The 17,768-nt window shown below is 66.3% G+C and carries 16 protein-coding genes; 8 read left to right on the top strand and 8 right to left on the bottom strand.

Annotation, left to right across the window (positions count from 1 at the left end):
• Positions 1-37 precede the first annotated feature (37 nt).
• The 6 genes from AO501_RS19200 to AO501_RS19175 all read left to right on the top strand — a co-directional run bounded on the left by AO501_RS19200 (position 38) and on the right by AO501_RS19175 (position 6,545).
• On the top strand, positions 38-433 hold the full coding sequence (locus tag AO501_RS19200; RefSeq protein WP_055579216.1) for a nuclear transport factor 2 family protein: 396 nt from the start codon (positions 38-40) through the stop codon (positions 431-433).
• 78 nt (positions 434-511) lie between these two features.
• Positions 512-910, top strand: a complete 399-nt coding sequence (locus AO501_RS19195; RefSeq protein ID WP_055579215.1) for a cold shock domain-containing protein — start codon at positions 512-514, stop codon at positions 908-910.
• Between the two features lie 80 nt (positions 911-990).
• On the top strand, positions 991-1,758 hold the full coding sequence (locus tag AO501_RS19190; protein ID WP_055579214.1) for a beta-phosphoglucomutase family hydrolase: 768 nt from the start codon (positions 991-993) through the stop codon (positions 1,756-1,758).
• The gene (locus tag AO501_RS19185; RefSeq protein ID WP_055579213.1) at positions 1,755-4,130 is read left to right on the top strand and encodes a glycoside hydrolase family 65 protein; all 2,376 of its coding nucleotides are present in this window, start codon (positions 1,755-1,757) and stop codon (positions 4,128-4,130) included. Before AO501_RS19190 ends, AO501_RS19185 begins: the two co-directional genes overlap by 4 nt.
• A gap of 148 nt (positions 4,131-4,278) precedes the next feature.
• Entirely contained in the window at positions 4,279-5,499 is a 1,221-nt protein-coding gene (locus AO501_RS19180; RefSeq protein ID WP_055579212.1) for a DegT/DnrJ/EryC1/StrS family aminotransferase, read from the top strand.
• A 35-nt stretch (positions 5,500-5,534) separates the two neighbouring features.
• Positions 5,535-6,545, top strand: a complete 1,011-nt coding sequence (locus tag AO501_RS19175) for a glycosyltransferase (protein WP_055579230.1) — start codon at positions 5,535-5,537, stop codon at positions 6,543-6,545.
• Here the strand turns inward: AO501_RS19175 and AO501_RS19170 are convergent.
• The 5 genes from AO501_RS19170 to AO501_RS19150 all read right to left on the bottom strand — a co-directional run bounded on the left by AO501_RS19170 (position 6,487) and on the right by AO501_RS19150 (position 10,987).
• Positions 6,487-7,266, bottom strand: coding sequence for a methyltransferase domain-containing protein (locus AO501_RS19170; protein WP_055579211.1), 780 nt, complete (start codon positions 7,264-7,266; stop codon positions 6,487-6,489). The two genes, AO501_RS19175 and AO501_RS19170, sit on opposite strands and share 59 nt — an antisense overlap.
• On the bottom strand, positions 7,263-8,858 hold the full coding sequence (locus AO501_RS19165; RefSeq protein WP_055579229.1) for an FAD/NAD(P)-binding protein: 1,596 nt from the start codon (positions 8,856-8,858) through the stop codon (positions 7,263-7,265). The genes AO501_RS19170 and AO501_RS19165 overlap by 4 nt, the downstream gene beginning before the upstream one ends.
• A 77-nt stretch (positions 8,859-8,935) precedes the next feature.
• On the bottom strand, positions 8,936-9,634 hold the full coding sequence (locus AO501_RS19160) for a dTDP-4-amino-4,6-dideoxyglucose formyltransferase (RefSeq protein ID WP_055579210.1): 699 nt from the start codon (positions 9,632-9,634) through the stop codon (positions 8,936-8,938).
• A 61-nt stretch (positions 9,635-9,695) separates the two neighbouring features.
• Entirely contained in the window at positions 9,696-10,367 is a 672-nt protein-coding gene (locus AO501_RS19155; RefSeq protein ID WP_156452678.1) for a C39 family peptidase, read from the bottom strand.
• Between the two features lie 50 nt (positions 10,368-10,417).
• The gene (locus AO501_RS19150) at positions 10,418-10,987 is read right to left on the bottom strand and encodes a TetR/AcrR family transcriptional regulator (protein ID WP_082658722.1); all 570 of its coding nucleotides are present in this window, start codon (positions 10,985-10,987) and stop codon (positions 10,418-10,420) included.
• A gap of 60 nt (positions 10,988-11,047) precedes the next feature.
• On the opposite strand from AO501_RS19150, the gene AO501_RS19145 reads away from it, so the two are divergent.
• Positions 11,048-11,944 (top strand): TauD/TfdA dioxygenase family protein, encoded by an 897-nt coding sequence (locus tag AO501_RS19145; RefSeq protein ID WP_055579207.1) that lies wholly within the window; start codon positions 11,048-11,050, stop codon positions 11,942-11,944.
• Positions 11,945-12,007: 63 nt separating this feature from the next.
• Entirely contained in the window at positions 12,008-12,895 is an 888-nt protein-coding gene (locus AO501_RS19140) for a TauD/TfdA dioxygenase family protein (RefSeq protein ID WP_055579206.1), read from the top strand.
• Positions 12,896-12,907: 12 nt separating this feature from the next.
• Here the strand turns inward: AO501_RS19140 and AO501_RS19135 are convergent, their stop codons facing one another.
• The 3 genes from AO501_RS19135 to guaB all read right to left on the bottom strand — a co-directional run bounded on the left by AO501_RS19135 (position 12,908) and on the right by guaB (position 17,497).
• Positions 12,908-14,650: a GMC oxidoreductase gene (locus AO501_RS19135; RefSeq protein WP_055579205.1), complete on the bottom strand. Its 1,743-nt coding sequence runs from the start codon at positions 14,648-14,650 to the stop codon at positions 12,908-12,910.
• A gap of 121 nt (positions 14,651-14,771) precedes the next feature.
• A complete protein-coding gene (locus AO501_RS19130) occupies positions 14,772-15,899 on the bottom strand; it encodes a GuaB3 family IMP dehydrogenase-related protein (RefSeq protein WP_055579228.1) in 1,128 nt (375 codons plus the stop codon).
• Positions 15,900-15,907: 8 nt separating this feature from the next.
• Positions 15,908-17,497, bottom strand: coding sequence for an IMP dehydrogenase (gene guaB / locus AO501_RS19125; protein WP_055579227.1), 1,590 nt, complete (start codon positions 17,495-17,497; stop codon positions 15,908-15,910).
• Between the last annotated feature and the right edge of the window lie 271 nt (positions 17,498-17,768).

Raw genomic sequence — 17,768 nt, 5'->3', positions numbered from 1 at the left:
ACTCCATAATATTGGAGTATTGCTCTAGGAGGCAACAATGGACCACCACCGCGCCACCGCCATGGCCGAACGACTCCTCGAAGCCTGGAACACCCAGGAAGTGAAGCGCGTCGTCGACTGCTACACCGACGACGTCCGCTACCGCGATCCCAACACCCGCGGCTTCGTCGAGGGCGCCGATGCGATGTCGCGTTATCTGGAGAAGCTTTTCGACCGCTGGCAGATGCACTGGGCGTTGCGCGAGGCGTACCCGCTGCGCGACGCGGATGGCGCCGGCGTCCTGTGGCGCGCCACCTTCTGCCTCACCGGCGCCGACTCGCAAGTCGAAATTGACGGCATGGACCTGGCGCTGGCTCACGGTGACCGACTGGCACGAAATGACGTCTACTTCGATCGGTCGTCCTTACAGTTGCTGGCCGCTGCCGGAACCTGAATCGCTCCCGCATCGTCGGACCGCTGCCCGGCGGTATGCTCGCCGGAGCAGGCGACGGATCGATCAGGGGTAAAAGGCGTGCGGGTCACGGGCAGAATTGTGCGGTTTGACGGGGTTCGTGGTTACGGGTTCATCACCCCCGACATCGGTGGTGAAGACGTGTTTTTGCACGTCAACGACCTGGAAGTGGAGAAAAACCGGGCTGTGCGCGGTGCGCAGGTGTCTTTTGAGATCGACGAGGGAAATCGGGGAAAATTCGCGCGCGAAGTACGTTTGTCGAACGCTTCCGGGCCCGTTGACGACGACCCGTCAGTGGCCGGCGATGAATATTTCGACGTGCTTTCGCCCGAAGAATTCCGTCAGACAATTACCGAGAAGCTATTGCACATAACTCCAGCACTGAATGCTCAGCAGATCCTGGCGGTGCGCAGCAGCTTTGAAGAGGTGGCCCGCAAACACGGCTTAATAGATTCATAGTTTGCCGCCTGCGCCTCACCGGGCATGTGGAGGGGTGTTGCCAACTACATCGCCAACTACATGGAAGCGGGGTTGCGCCAGTGGTATCTGCGCTCGGTCTGCCTGAGAAAGTGCACGCCTGCCTGTTCGACCTCGACGGTGTGCTCACCGACACCGCAAGCGTGCACACCAGGGCCTGGAAGGAGATGTTCGACGCCTTCCTGAAGCAGCGCGCCGAGCAGTCAGGAGAAGAGTTCGTTCCCTTCGACGCCGACTCCGACTACCGCCAGTACGTGGACGGCAAGAAACGCGAGGACGGAGTCCGGTCATTCCTGGAAAGCCGGGACATCGAACTGCCCGACGGCGGCCCCGACGATTCCGCTGACGCGGAGACGATCCACGGCCTGGGCACGCGGAAAAACGATGCGTTCCAAGCGGTTCTGCACAAAGACGGCGTGAAGGTGTTCGACGGCTCGCGCCGTTACCTGGAAGCGGTCAAGAAGGCCGGGCTGAAAATCGCGGTCGTCTCGTCGAGCGCCAATACCCGCGACGTCCTCGAGATCACCGGGCTGGACCGGTTCGTGCAACAACGGGTGGACGGAGTCACACTGCGCGAGGAAGACATCGCCGGCAAGCCGGCGCCGGACTCCTACCTGCGCGGCGCGGAACTGCTCGGTGTCGAGGCGGATGCCGCCGCGGTTTTCGAGGACGCAATCTCCGGCGTCCAGGCCGGCCGGGCCGGTAACTTCGGACTCGTGGTGGGTGTCGACCGGGTCGGTCAAGCCGAAGAACTGCGCGACAACGGCGCCGACGTGGTGGTGACCGATCTCGCCGAACTGCTGAATGACGATGACGGGGAAACAACATGATTTCTGAGGAAGCGTTTCCAGTTGAGCCGTGGCAGATTCGCGAGACCCGGCTGAATCTGAACCTGCTGGCCCAGTCGGAGTCGTTGTTCGCATTGTCCAACGGGCACATCGGATTACGCGGCAACCTCGACGAAGGCGAGCCCTACGGGCTACCGGGCACCTATCTGAACTCCTTCTACGAGATCCGGCCACTGCCGTATGCCGAGGCCGGATACGGCTATCCCGAAGCCGGTCAGACCGTCGTCGATGTCACCAACGGGAAGATCATCCGATTGATGGTCGACGACGAGCCGTTCGACGTCCGCTACGGCGAACTGCTGGACCACGAGCGCATTCTCGACCTGCGCGCCGGAACGCTGACCCGCTGCGCACATTGGCGCTCCCCCACCGGCAAGCAGGTCAAGGTGACATCCACCCGGCTGGTGTCGTTGGTCCACCGCAGCGTCGCCGCCATCGAGTACGTCGTCGAAGCCATCGACGACTTCTCCCGGGTCACCGTGCAGTCCGAACTCGTCACCAACGAAGACCAGCCGGAAACCTCCGACGACCCCCGGGTGTCGGCCATCCTGGAGAACCCGCTGGAGGCCGTCGATCACGAAATCACCGAGGGCAGAGCGCTTCTCATGCATCGCACCCGCAGCAGCGCGCTGATGATGGCTGCGGCGATGGATCACGAGGTCGAGGTTCCAGGCCGGTGTGAGATCAGCACCGACGTCCGCGCTGACCTGGCGCGCACCACGGTGATCTGCGGTCTGCGGCCCGGCCAGAAGCTACGCATCGTCAAATACCTGGCCTATGGCTGGTCCAGCCTGCGGTCCCGTCCGGGGTTGCGGGACCAGGCGGCCGCGGCGTTGTCCAGCGCCCGCTACAGCGGCTGGCAGGGTCTGCTCGACGGACAGCGTGCCTACCTGGATCTGTTCTGGGACGCGGCCGACGTGGAGGTCGAGGGGGATCCGGAAAGCCAGCAGGCGGTGCGGTTCGGGATGTTCCACCTGCTGCAGGCCAGCGCCCGCGCGGAGCGCCGCGCCATCCCCAGCAAGGGCCTCACCGGGACCGGCTACGACGGCCATGCCTTCTGGGACACCGAGGGATTCGTGCTGCCGGTGCTGACCTACACGGTGCCGCACGCGGTCGCCGACGCCCTGCGCTGGCGTGCCTCGACGCTGGACCTGGCCAAGGAACGAGCGGCAGAGCTGGGCCTGGACGGCGCGGCCTTCCCGTGGCGCACCATCCGGGGTCAGGAGTGCTCGGCATACTGGCCGGCCGGCACCGCGGGTTGGCACATCAATGCCGACATTGCCATGGCCTTCGAGCGCTACCGCCTGGTCACCGGCGACAATTCCCTGGAAGAAGAGTGCGGCCTGCCGGTGCTGATCGAGACCGCCCGGCTGTGGATGTCGCTGGGGCACCACGACCGCCACGGGGTGTGGCACCTGGACGGGGTCACCGGCCCCGACGAGTACACCGCGATCGTCCGGGACAACGTCTTCACCAACCTGATGGCGGCCAACAACCTGCGCATCGCCGCCGATGCCGCCAAGCGCCACCCCGACAAGGCCGGGGCCCTGGGCGTCACCACCGAGGAGATGGCCGCATGGCGCGACGCGGCCAATGCCGCCCACATCCCCTACGACGAGGAGTTGGGCGTCCACCAACAGTGCGAAGGATTCACCACTTTCGCCGAATGGGACTTCCAGACCAACGCCACCTACCCCCTGCTGATGCACGAGGCCTACGTCCGGCTCTATCCGGCGCAGGTGATCAAGCAGGCCGACCTGGTCCTGGCCATGCAGTGGCAGAGCCATGAGTTCACCCCCGAACAGAAGGCCCGCAACGTCGACTACTACGAGCGGCGGACCGTCCGCGACTCGTCGCTGTCAGCCTGCACCCAGGCGGTGATGTGCGCCGAGGTCGGCCACTTGGAGCTGGCCCACGACTATGCGTATGAGGCTGCACTGATCGATCTGCGCGATCTGCACCGCAACACCCGCGACGGTCTGCACATGGCGTCGCTGGCCGGGGCGTGGACCGCGCTGGTCGCGGGCTTCGGCGGACTCCGCGACGACGAGGGCGTGCTGTCCATCGACCCACAGCTGCCCGACGGCATCTCCCGGTTGCGATTCCGGTTGCGCTGGCGTGGTTTTCGCGTGACGGTGGACGCTGACCACGAGAACGTCACCTACACCCTGCGCGACGGTCCGGGCGGTGAGCTGGTCATCAAGCACGCTGGCGAGGATCTCACCTTGAGCACCGAAGAGCCCTCGACGATCGCGGTGCGCCCGCGCGAGGCGTTGCTGCCGCCGCCGCCGCAGCCGCCGGGCCGGGAGCCGATCCACCGCAGGAGCCTGGCCAGAATGGCGCCCGCGACGTAGTTCGGCCCGTCGTCCCGCCTTAGCGGTGGTGTCTATGCCGTTGGCCTGAACGACCGACCCCGGCGTGACAAGCGGATGGAGGTAAGGCTAACCTCATAACTCCCCGATCACCCGGAGCCCTGGTAGGCCGACATTGACTTCCGCGTTCATGAAGTTCCGCACGTTCCATGGCTCGATGCTGGAACGGCCATCGGCACGTATTTCGCCGCACAGAGCCAGGACCAGCTCCGGGGCCGGCGACACGGCCACGGGCGAGATCCCCTTCATCCGCCCCAGTTTCCCCGGACCGGCGGAGCTGGCGGAGGACTTCCGGCGGATCGCCCACACCAACTGGTATACGAATTTCGGCCCCAAGGAGCGCCAGTTCGCCCACGCCCTCAGCGAATACCTGGGACCGGAATTGCATGTTGCCACCCTCGCGAACGGCACGATGGCGCTGATCGCCGCGATGCACGTCACCTTCGGTGCCGGTGACCGGGATCGCTACGTGCTGATGCCGTCGTTCACGTTCGTCGGCGTCGCCCAGGCGGCACTGTGGAACGGGTACCGCCCGTGGTTCATCGACATCGATGCCGATTCATGGCAACCATGCGCCCAATCCGCCCGCGCCGTTCTGGAGCGCGCCCGCGACCGGATCGCGGGCATCGTGCTCGCCAATGCCTTCGGGGTCGGCAACCCTCAGATCGGGGCTTGGGAAGAGCTTGCCGCCGAATGGGATCTGCCCATGGTCATCGACTCGGCAGCCGGCTTCGGTTCGACGTACCCAGCTGGCGACCGCGTCGGCGGACGCGGAACATGCGAGATCTTCTCGTTGCACGCGACCAAACCGTTCGCCGTCGGCGAGGGTGGCGCTCTGGTCTCGCGCGACCCACGCGTGGTCGAGCAGACCTACCGGTTCGCGAACTTCGGATTCGGAAACTCCCGCGAGGCGGGCCATTTCGGGATGAACGCGAAACTTCAGGAGATCAACGCCGCCATCGGCCTGCGCCAACTGACGGGACTCGATCACCGCCTGGAAAGCCGCCGCGCGGTGCTCGCCAGCTACCGCTCCGGACTGGCTGACACCGGGATGCGGTTCCAGCAGAACGCCGACTCCTCCGCGCTCTGCTTTGCCAGCGCGTGTTGCACGACACCCGACCACAAGAGCGCCGTCCTCGCCAACCTGCACCAGAACGCCATCCGGGCGCGCGATTACTACAACCCGGCCCAACATCGGCATCCGTATTTCGTTGCCAACGACGAATTGCTCGAGTCGACCGATTTGGCTGTCACAGAAGACATCTGCTCACGGATAGTGTCGCTGCCGGTGCACGACCACATGGCCTCAGCGGATGTCGCGCGGGTGGTCGCGGCGGTGCGGGAAGCGTGACCACCCGGCCGGCCGCACCGAGCGACTACCCGAAGGTGAGCGTCGTGTCGATCACCTACAACCAGGAGAACTTCATCCGCCAGGCACTGGACGGCTTCGTCGCGCAGCGAACCGATTTCCCCGTCGAGGTCGTCATCGCCGACGATGCATCCACCGACTCCACGCCGGCGATCATCCGGGACTACGCCGACCGCCACCCGCAGCTCTTTCGCCCGATTTTCAGGTCCACGAACATCGGCGTGCACGCGAATTTCGTCGCGAGCCTGTCCGCGGCCCGAGGCGAGTACCTCGCGCTGTGCGAGGGAGACGACTACTGGACCGATCCGCTCAAGCTGAGCAAGCAGGTGGAGTTTCTGGACCGGAATCCGCGCACGAGCGTGTGTTTCCACCCGGTGCGGGTCATCCACGACGATGCACCCGACGCGGAGTTCCCCCCGGTCGGCTGGCGTCGCGACATGAGCCTGGAAGCGCTGCTGGCACGCAACTTCATCCAGACCAATTCGGTCGTCTACCGTCGCCAGCAGCGCTATGACGACATCCCCCGCAACATCATGCCGATCGACTGGTACCTGCATGTGCGGCATGCGATCAATGGTGAGATCGCGATGCTGCCCGACACGATGGCGGTGTATCGGCGCCACCCGCAAGGGATTTGGTACGAGTCGGATCACGACCGGCAGAAGTTCTGGCAGTCACGCGGCTACGGGGTGGTGGCCACGCTCGAGGCGATGGCGGACCTGTTCCCCGGTGACCATGCACGCGAAAAGATCATCGGCAAGGTGGCCGATTGGGTACTCGGCGAGATCGCCAAGGTGCCGGGCCCCAAAGGACGCGCCGCACTGCTGAATTCGGTCGCCGACCACCCGCGGATAACGATGCTCTCATTGCAACACCGGTGGACGCAGACGCGCTGGCGACGGATCGAGCATCGCCTCTCCGGCGACGTGGCGAGTGTTCGCAAGCATGCGTATCTGTACTCGTCGCGCGTCAAGCGCCGACTGACAACGGCTTCCGCACCACGTAGAGAGCCGAACCAAAGCCGATAGCGTGCCGGGAGAACGTGTCTCGGCCGAAGTCGCGCGAGTCGAGCACATCGATGCCGAAACCGTGCCGGCGAATCCGCGAGCAGAGGGTGGCGCGGTCGTAGAGCCGCACGTGGTCGCCCTGGGCGAACCGGCGCCATCGCTCACGTTCGTCGGCCACCGCGGGGTCCTCGTCGAAACTGCCCTGCGGCGTCACCGGTGTCATGATGATGCCGCGCCCGCCGGGTACCAGGATCCGGTACAGCTCATCCAGCGCCAGGCCATCATCGGTGACGTGCTCGAGTACGTGGGAGCAGATGAAGAAGTCAAGCGAATCATCCTGGTAAAGAGGCATATCGGTGATGTCCACCACGTCATCGACGCCGGGCATCATCAGGTCGGCGGATCGGTACTGGAAGTCGTCCCGGCCACGCAGATATGCAGACAGTGCCGCCGTGGGGGCGAACTCAACCACCCGGCGCAACCCGCCGGGCGGCAGGAACCGCTCGACATAGAGCTGGTAGAGCCGGTCCCGGTCGGTGGACCCGCACACCGGGCACAGGTACCGGCGATGGTTCAACGTCTCGAATTCGTCCAGCGAGTAGGGGAATTCACGCTCAGCCAGGGTCCGGCCCAAGGTGCGGCTGATGCTTTTGAAGCGGACCTTCTTGCCGCAGAGATTGCATCGACCAGGACCCCGGAAAATCAGGCTCCGGATGAGCCGCTCGGCGTCTCGGGCGTTCATCCGGCTCTCTCGACCAGGCTCGGCTGCACCGACGAAACCAGGACGGCGGCCAGCGATTTCGCCAGGGAGCGGATGCGGGGCGCACTCTCGACATGCCAGAAACGGATGCGGGGATTGAAATTGCCACCGTTCAGCGGACCGATGACGAAAAATCCCGGGCTGGCCTCGAATTCGTCGTTCACCAGGACACCCCGGTTGGTGCGGTTGGGCCGGCACAGACCGTTGCGCAGGCTGCTGGCCAGGAATGGTGCCGAACAGCTGTCCAGGTCTTCGAAACCGCCGCAATTCACCACTGCCGCAAACTGTTCGGGGTACGTCTGCTCGATGCCTTGCGCCCGGTAGCGCACCCGGGCGAAGGGCCCGCCGGAGGCGCACGGTTCCACCCCCAGCACCTCTCCGGCAACCATGGTCAAGGTGCCTTCGGCGGCCGACTCCGCTGCCGCCTGTCGGCAGTCGCGTCCAGCACGGCGGACCAGCTTCGTGTAGTCCATGCCGTGGACGCAGAAGAACTCTTCCAGCTCTTCTGTGCCCATCCTGCGAAACGCCGCACCGATCAGCGCGCCGACGTCGTGGTACAGATCGGCGAGGTTCAGCGACCGTTCCGCGGCGGTTCGCAGGTCCGCGCGGATGGCGTCCATCAACGCGGCGGCACTGACCGTCTGCGCCGCCACCAACTCGCCGAGTCGCGGGAATTCGAACTCGAGCGGCTCGTCGCAGATCATGTGGGGCAACATCCCGGAGCGCGAGATGACGGTGATGGAGCCGATTCGTTCGCGGATGGCCGGCTCGTGGTGCATCAGGTAAAGCACTTCAAGTGAGGTGGCGTTGGATCCCACGACCAGGACGTTGCGCTGTTCCCGCACCGGGACACCGTCCAGCGCCCGGCGTAACCGCTGCACGTTGCTCTCACCGTCGGGGCTGTAAAGGTCGTTGATGTAGGTGAATGCCGGCTCGCGATCACCATCGACGATCGCCTTGGCCGGCGGGCTGCCGATAGCCGCGACCACCCGTTGTGCGTGGATCTCCGCGGGACCGCCGCCGGCCGACGGGACCAAGCCGACGACGAAATGCCCGTCCACCAAATCCGCGCTGACGGCTTCGGCGTGAATAGTCGTTATCTCGGCCAGTCCGCGGCCGCAGAGATCAGCGATGGTGGTGGCGATCTGCTCAGAGATGAACCCGCCGAACAGGAATCGCGGTAGGTAGACCCCGCCCCACCGGTTCTGGCTCAGCGCGTCGCGGTTGTCGTCGAGCCAGCGGGCCGCGGCCTCGCCCCCCTCCTGCCGCAGGAATGTCAACCAGGCGTCCTTGTGCCGCTCCAGCCAGCCGCAGTAGGCACCCTTTTCGGGTTCGTCGGCGAACTCGTCGAGCTTCTGAATGGCGAGCGAGCGGATACTTGACCGCCGTCCGTAGGCGATCCCGCACCAGAACTGCTCGTCACGTTCCACCACCGCGATGCGGAGTTTGGCGGGCGCCGGGCGACGCACGAGGACCTCGGCCATCTCCAGCAAGGTCATCGAGCACGCGATACCGCTTCCGATGAACACGATGTCGAACGCGGGTACGGGAAGCACAGCGCTGTCGCGCAGCATGACCCCCGCCTCCAGAATCAGCGGGACGTCCCGCAAGCCATCGAGTTAGGGCAGCCTAACATAATTAGGCGGCCTGGTCAGGGCTGCTCTTCGGGCTCGAGTACGACACGGACGAATACCTTCCGACCCGACGAATCGACGAACCAGGCGTTGCGGAACTCGTCGTGTGTCAGCGCCCGGAGGCGATCCAGGAACTGCCCGAACGACCCGTGCTCGTCCAGGTCCAATTGCCGCAGCCGCTCGAAGTCCTTCTTGAGGTTGAGGTTGCCCTCCTTGGCCATCGGCTCCGCCCGATAACTTCCGTCGCGGATCGCGGCGAAGTGTTCGAGCACCAGCTCCCGCTCGATAGCCAGCAACCGGGCATACACGCTGCCCGAGGTGTCCCAGGAGGCGATCGGACATTCCCGCTGCGCAATGATCGGGCCGTGGTCCAGCTGGTCGTCCATCTCATGGATCGTCACGCCGGCTTGCTGTCCGTCGATGATGGAGAAGACCTGCGGGAACCACCCGCGGTTGTATGGGTTCAACCCCGGGTGGACGTTCACGCATCTGACCCCGTCGAGCAACGCCGCCGGAAAGATCTGCTTGCAGTGCAGCGAGAAGACCAGGTCATAGCGCTGACAGATCTCCGCCACACTGCCCTTGACGTCGATGCGCGGCACGCCCGGCAGTTGGCCGATCAGTGACTGGTAGACATCACTCTCGCCGTACCGTCCCTGCAATTCGACAGCCAGCGCGTGCGTGTGGACGTTGTCGGTGAGGATCAGAGTTGTCATGCCCGCCCCCGCACGGGCCCACCGTACGGCACGGCCCACCGCGACGATCAGTGCGGCCCGATCACTTGGCTATGACGGCGAAGTGGGCGCCGGTGGCCCACGATGCTTCGAAGACCGCGAAGGGAACCACCTCGTCGCGGCCGTAGTCGACGCCGGGGTCGTTGAGGTGCACCACATTTGCGGCGGTATCGATGCCGGTGACGACGACGAAGTGGTCCTCGTGGGCATGGTCACCAGGCTGATTCCATAGCGTCTCGCCGTTGACCGCGGCGAGCACTTTGTGCGCCGCACCCAACTCCGGTGCCAGCGTCCCGATGGTGAACTGGCCCCTGTTGGTCGCAATACCGTAGTGCCCCAGCAGAACCGCTACGTCCCAAGGGTCGGTGCCGTTGCCGTTGAAGATCGGTCCGGTCCCAGCCGAGTTCGGGGTGTTGGAAGCCACCGCCTTGACCTCGCCCTCGGTGGGTTCGTTGCCGGTGATCTCACCGACCACATCGGCCACCGCGACCAGTGCGCAGGCCCTGTTGTCGGCCTGCCGGCGCCAGAACGGTGCCGCCGCCGCGGGGTCGCCATACATCCGGCCGGCACCGCCACCCGGATTAGCTTGTGCCGCAGCGGGAAACGTGATCAGTCCCGCGGTGGCCAGCGCGACCAGCGCCCCAGCCAAACTTAACTGCCTTGCTGCCTTCGTCTTCATGTGCAAAGGATCGGCCGGCCCACTGGCCCGATCCATGGGAAAACCTTGCGGAATTCCTGCGCCGCAGGCAGCGCGGCTCTCGGGAGTCAGTGCGGTTGGACCATGCGGGCCAATTCGGCCATCACGGACTGCCGCAACTCATCGTCGGACAAGTCATCCAGTCCGGTCGAAGCCCGCAGGAACGGCTCGAACAGCCGCCAGCCGAATTGCAGGGCAGCGGCGTTGGCCACCGCCAGCCGCGCGCTGCGATCGTCGGGGAAATGCGGTCGCGCCGCCTCCAGCAGCTGCGACATGCCGGGGAAATGCGTCTGCAGCTGCCCGACCGGGTAGCCGTCCAGCAAGGTGCGGGCTATCACCCGCAGATGCCGCTCCATGGCTTGCTCGACTTCTGCGTCCGAGGCCCCGTGTTGGCGCGCCGTGGTGGTGGCCGTGCTCAGGTGGTCGAGGACCGCGCCGACCAATTTCTCCTTCGTGCCGAAGTGACGAAACACCAAGCCGTGGTTCACCTTTGACCTTGCGGCGATGTCACGGATCGAGGTCGCGGCGGGTCCGCGCTCGGCGAACAGCTCAGCAGCCGCCTGCAGCACCGCGGCCGCCACCTCTTCCCGGCCGGTGGGAATCGCGCCGCGCGAAACGCTTGCCGCCCGTGTAGTCACGTGTCTACGTTAACGTGGTAGTCAACTGACTACACAGATCGTCCGGAAAAGGAACACGAGATGACACACGCGGTAACCGTCACCAAGCTGAGCAGCCGGATCGGCGCCCGCCTCGACGGGGTGCAGCTGGGCGGCGACCTGGACCAGGACACCGTCGACGAGATTCACCAGGCGTTGCTCACTCACAAAGTGATCTTCTTCCGCGGCCAGCACCACCTGGACGATGACGGGCAACTCGCGTTCGCCGAGTTGTTGGGCATCCCGGTCGGCCACCCGGCAGCGGCCGCGTTCGGGGCGAAGGGCCCCATCATCACCCCGATCAACTCCGAGTGGGGCAAGGCGACGTCCTGGCACACCGACATGACTTTCGCCGCCAACCCGCCGGCGGCCTCGATCCTGCGCGCGATCACCCTGCCGAGCTACGGCGGGACGACCCTGTGGGCCAATACCGCCGCGGCCTATGCCGCACTGCCCGAACCGCTGCAGCACCTCGTCGAGAACCTGTGGGGACTGCACACCAACAAGTTCGACTACGCGATCAGCGAGTCCGACCTGAATTCGTTGACGGAGGCGCAGCGGGCCATGGTGACCGGATTCCAGCAACCCGACTTCCGCACCGAGCACCCGGTGCTGCGGGTGCATCCGGAAACCGGCGAACGCACGCTGCTGCTCGGTAACTTCGTGCGCAGCTTCGTCGGACTGGACCCGCATGACTCCGACGTCCTCTTCGAACTGCTGCAGCGTCGAATCACACAGCCGGAGAACACCATTCGCTGGAGCTGGGAGTCCGGTGACGTGGCCATCTGGGACAACCGCGCCACCCAGCACCGCGCGGTCGACGACTACGACAACCAGCACCGGCTCATGCACCGCGTCACACTGCTCGGCGACGTGCCGGTCAACGCCCGGGGCGAGCGCAGTCGGGTGATCAGTGGCACCCCCCTTGCCGTGGCGTAGTCAGCTGACTACACTCGCTGTTATGTAGTCAGTTGACTACACCCTCTCGCAGAAGGAACAGCGATGACAAACCTGGTAGCAGTACACAAGTTGGGCAGCCGCATCGGCGCGGAGGTCGACGGCCTCCGCCTCAGTGGCGACCTCTCCCCCGATGCGGTGGAAGAGATCCGCGCGGCGCTGCTGACTCACAAGGTGATCTTCTTCCGCAACCAGCACCACCTCGATGACCGTGAGCAACTCGCCTTCGCCGCGCTGCTCGGCACCCCGATCGGTCACCCGGCGGCCACCGCCCTGGCCCCGGACGCCCCGGTCATCACCCCGATCAATTCCGAGCTCGGCAAGGCCAACCGCTGGCACACCGACGTCACGTTCGCCGCCAACTACCCGGCCGCGTCGATCCTGCGGGCGGTCACCCTGCCCAGCTACGGCGGTTCGACACTGTGGGCCAACACCGCGACGGCGTACGCCGACCTCCCGGACCCGTTGAAGCACCTGGTCGACAACCTGTGGGCGGTGCACACCAACCGCTACGACTATGTCCAGCAGCAGCCGATGACGGATCTGCAACGCGCGTTCCGGCAGGCATTCGAGATGCCCGACTTCCGGACCGAGCACCCCGTGGTGCGGGTACACCCCGAGACCGGGGAACGCACCCTGGTGGCCGGCGACTTCGTGCGCAGCTTCGTCGACTTGGACAGCCGCGAATCCAGCGCTCTGTTTGAGTTGCTGCAGAACCGGATCACCGCGCCGGAGAACACCATTCGCTGGAACTGGCAGCCGGGCGACGTCGCTATCTGGGACAACCGGGCCACCCAGCACCGCGCCGTCGACGACTACGACGACCAGTACCGGCTGATGAACCGGATCACGCTGATGGGCGACGTGCCCGTCGATGTGCACGGGCAGCGCAGCCGGGTGATCAGCGGGGCGCCGCTGGCTCTGGTGAGCTGACGGGCGACCCGGTCAGCCGGTCTTGGTCTTGCTGACCGGGTCGATGGGCAGCCACCGCAGCGCTCCCGGCGCGTCGGCGGGCACCACCGGGTGCTCTGGTTCGATCGGGTCCAGCCTCCGGTATGCGTCTCCCTGCAGCGGCCGCTGGTCGTTCTGGCCATTGTTGGGCCAGAGCGACGCCGCCCGCTCGGCCTGGGCCGCGATGGACAGCGACGGGTTCACGCCCAGGTTGGCCGAGATGGCCGCGCCATCGACGACGAACAGCGACGGGTAGCCGTAGACGCGGTGGTAGGGGTCGATGACCCCGTTGGACGGGCTGTCGCCGATCGCCGCGCCGCCCAGGAAGTGGGCGGTCAGCGGGATGTTGAACAGCTCACCCCAGGTGCCGCCGGCCACGCCGTCGATCTTCTCCGCGATGCGCCGCGTCACCTCGTTGCCCACCGGGATCCAGCTGGGGTTCGGCTCGCCGTGGCCCTGCTTGCTGGAGAACCAGCGGACGCCGAGCTTGCCTCGCTTGGTGAACGTGGTGATCGAGTTGTCCAGATGCTGCATCACCAGCGCGATCGTGGTCCGCTCGCTCCATTGCCTGGGGTAGAGCATCCGCAGCATCAGCCGCGGATTGGCCCGGGCCTGGTCCAGCAGCTGGCGCCAGCGCGGCACATCGGTGCCCTGCGGTCCGGAGCCGTCGGTCATCAGCGTCTGCAGCAGGCCCATCGCGTTGGATCCCTTGCCGTAGCGGACCGGCTCGACGTGGGTGTCGCTGGTGGGGTGGATCGACGACGTGATCGCCACGCCATGGGTCAGGTCCAGCTTGGGATCGACCTTCAACGTCGCCGCGCCGACGATGGATTCGGAGTTGGTCCGGGTCAAGACCCCGAGTCGCTCGGACAACCGCGGCAGCTTGCCTTTGTCGCGCATGTTGAACAGCAGGTGCTGGGTCCCCCAGGTGCCGGCGGCCAGGATCAGGTGTGAGGCCGTGTAGGTGCGGCGGTCACGGCGCACCCAACTGCCGGTACGGACCGTCTTGACCTCCCACAACCCGTCGCCCCGCTGCTCGAACCCCTTGACCGTGGTCATTGGAATGACCTGTGCGCCAGCGGATTCCGCCAGGGCCAGGTAGTTCTTGAGCAGTGTGTTCTTGGCGCCGTGCCGGCAACCCGTCATGCAGCAGCCGCATTCCATGCAGCCGGTGCGCGCCGGTCCCGCGCCGCCGAAGTACGGGTCGGGCACCGTCTTCCCCGGCGTCTGGGTGCCGTCGGGACCGAAGAACACCCCGACCGGAGTGGGCACCCAGGTGTCACCGCAGCCCATCTCGTCCGCGACCTCTTTGAAGATGCGGTCGGCATCGGTGAACGTCGGGTTGTAGACCACGCCGAGCATGCGCTGCGCCTGCTGGTAGTGCGGCATCAGTTCGTCGCGCCAGTCGGTGATGTGTTTCCACTGCTGGTCGTTGAAGAACGGGTCCGGCGGGATGTAGAGCGTGTTCGCGTAGTTCAGCGAACCGCCGCCCACACCGGCCCCGGCCAGGATCATGACGTTCTTGAGCGGGTGGATGCGCTGGATCCCATAGCAACCCAGCTTCGGCGCCCAGAGAAACTTCCGCAGATCCCACGAGGTTTTGGCGAAGTCTTTGTCTTCGTACCGACGGCCGGCTTCGAGCACCCCGACCCGGTAGCCCTTTTCCGTCAGGCGCAGCGCGCTGACACTGCCGCCGAAGCCTGAACCGATAATCAAGACGTCAAAGTCCGGTTTCATCGGAGCAGTATGACCCGCTTTACATCGGGCACGTCAAGCAGTCTGCCGAGCAGACGCAAAATCGCGTGTTTTGGCGCTATACCGTGCGATTTCATGTCTGCTCGCGACAGAACCGGGCCCCTCAGCTGGCGACCGTCAGACCGACCTTCTGGAACTCTTTGAGGTCGCAGTACCCGGCCTTGGCCATCGCCCGGCGCAGACCGCCGACCAGGTTCAGGGTGCCGAACGGGTCATCGGACGGGCCATTGAGAACCCGCTGCAGCGGCGGGCGCTCGCCGACGGCGATCTGCAGCAGTGCTCCGCGGGGCAACGACGGGTGCGCGGCGGCCGACGGCCAGAACCAGCCCTCGCCCAGTGCCTCGGCCGATTCGGCCAGCGGCGTGCCCAGCATCACCGCGTCGGCCCCGCACGCGATGGCCTTGGCCAGCTCACCGGAGGTGTGGATGTCGCCGTCGGCCAGCACGTGCACGTAGCGGCCGCCGGTTTCGTCGAGGTATTCGCGCCGGGCGGCGGCGGCGTCGGCGATCGCCGTGGCCATCGCCACACTGATGCCCAGCACCTCGTCGGTGGTGGTCACCCCTCTGGTGGAGCCGTAGCCGACGATGACGCCGGCCGCGCCGGTGCGCATCAGGTGCAGCGCGGTGCGGTGGTCCTGCACGCCGCCGGCGACGACGGGGATGTCCAGCTCGGAGATGAAGGTCTTGAGGTTCAGCGGCTCGCCGTTGCTGGCGACCCGCTCGGCCGAGACGATGGTGCCCTGAATGACCAGCAGGTCCACGCCCGCCTGCAGCAGCACCGGGGTGAGCGCCTGAGCGTTCTGCGGGCTGAGCCGTACCGCGGTGGTGACGCCCGCCTCGCGGATGCGGGCCACCGCCGCGCCGAGCAGGTCAGGGTTCAGGGGGGCCGCGTGCAACTCCTGCAGCAGCCGGATGGCCGCCGAGGGTTCGGGCTCCTTGGTCGCGGCTTCGATCAGCTGGGTGATCTTGCCCTGCACATCGGCGTGCCGGCCGATCAGCCCTTCCCCGTTGAGCACCGCCAGCCCGCCCAGCCGGCCGAACTCGATGGCGAACTCCGGGGACACCAGGGCGTCGGTCGGGTGGGCCAGCAGCGGGATCTCGAACCGGTAGGCGTCCAGCTGCCACGCCGTCGACACATCCTGCGACGAGCGGGTGCGCCGCGACGGCACGATGTTGATCTCGCTGAGTTCATAGGTACGACGGGCGCTGCGGCCCATGCCGATCTCAACCATGGTCACCGTCAGCGCGCGTAGTAGTTCGGTGCTTCGACGGTCATCGCGACGTCGTGGGGGTGGCTTTCCTTGAGACCAGCGGGGGTGATCCGGACGAACTGCGCCTGCTGCAGCACCTCGATCGTGGGCGAACCGGTGTACCCCATCGCGGCTCGCAGACCGCCGGTCAGTTGGTGGATCACCGAACCGAGCGGGCCGCGGAACGGCACCCGGCCTTCGATGCCCTCGGGCACCAGCTTGTCCTCGGAGAGCGCGTCATCGGCGAAGTAGCGGTCCTTGGAGTAGGACTTGGCTCCCCCTCTACCTTGCATGGCGCCCAGCGACCCCATGCCCCGGTAGCTCTTGTACTGCTTGCCGTTGACGAAGATCAGCTCACCGGGCGCTTCGGCGGTGCCGGCCAGCAGCGAGCCGAGCATGGCGGCCGACGCGCCCGCGGCCAGCGCCTTGGCGATGTCACCGGAGTACTGCAACCCGCCGTCGGCGATCACCGGCACGCCATGAGGACGACAGACCGCCACTGCTTCCAGGATCGCCGTGATCTGCGGTGCTCCGACACCGGCGACCACCCGGGTGGTGCAGATCGAACCGGGCCCGACGCCCACCTTCACCGCGTCGGCTCCGGCGTCGACCAGGGCGGCGGCCGCCGAGCGGGTTGCCACGTTGCCGCCGACCACGTCGACCCGGTCGCCGACCTCGAGCTTGAGCTTGTTGACCATGTCCAGCACCAGGCGGTTGTGCGCGTGGGCGGTGTCGACCACCAGCACGTCCACCCCGGCGTCGACCAGCATCATCGCGCGCACCCACGCATCGCCGCCGACGCCGACGGCCGCCCCCACCAGCAGCCGGCCGTCGCTGTCCTTGGTGGCCAGCGGGTGCTGCTCGGTCTTGACGAAGTCCTTGACGGTGATCAGCCCGGTCAGCCGGCCGTGGCCGTCCACGATGGGCAGCTTCTCGATCTTGTTGCGGCGCAACAGGCCCAGCGCCGCCGATGCGCTGACGCCCTCCTGGGCGGTGATCAGCGGCGACTTGGTCATCACCTCGGCGACCTGCCGGTTCTGGTCAACCTCGAACCGCATGTCGCGGTTGGTGATGATGCCGACCAGCGCACCGTCGTCGTCGACGACGGGAAGACCGGAGATCCGGAACCGCGCACACAGCGCGTCGACCTGGGCCAGCGTGTTGTCCGGGCGGCAGGTGACCGGATCGGTGACCATGCCGGCCTCCGAGCGCTTCACCATCTCCACCTGACCGGCCTGCTCGGCGACCGGCAGGTTGCGGTGCAGCACGCCCATGCCACCGGCACGGGCCATCGCGATCGCCATCCGGGACTCGGTGACCGTGTCCATCGCCGAACTGACCAGCGGCACCTTCAGGCGTACCCGCTTGGTGAGCTGACTGGAGGTGTCCGCGGTGGCCGGTACCACGTCGGAGGCAGCGGGCAGCAGCAGCACGTCGTCGAAGGTCAGGCCCAGCATCGCGATCTTGTGCGGGTCGTCGCCTCCGGTGGGCACCGGGTCCTCGGACAGGCCGCCCACGCGCACGTACGGGCTGCCGACCAGGTCGGAGCTGTCTTCGAGGCCGGACATGCCACGGGACATCGGCGGGGCCCTCCAAATGCAGGCTGGGGTAAGAAAGATCATCCTATCGGCTTCCGGGGACAGCCCGACTCGCGACTTCGCCGTGTCCTCTGGGTTGTGGCGCAGCCGCGCCACGGTGTCATCGCGGTAGTGGCGCAGCCGCGCCACGGTGTCATCGCGGTAGTGGCGCATACGCGCCACGGTGTCATCGCGGTAGTGGCGCATACGCGCCACGGTGTCATCGCGGTGGAGCGGGGCGCGCCCCGGCAATTTCTGGCGTTATCGCTGCCGG

Source organism: Mycobacterium gordonae (genome assembly GCF_001417955.2).
GTDB lineage: Bacteria > Actinomycetota > Actinomycetes > Mycobacteriales > Mycobacteriaceae > Mycobacterium > Mycobacterium gordonae_B.
The sequence above is the reverse complement of the archived record's forward strand: the minus strand, read 5'-3'. Positions and strand labels throughout refer to the sequence as shown.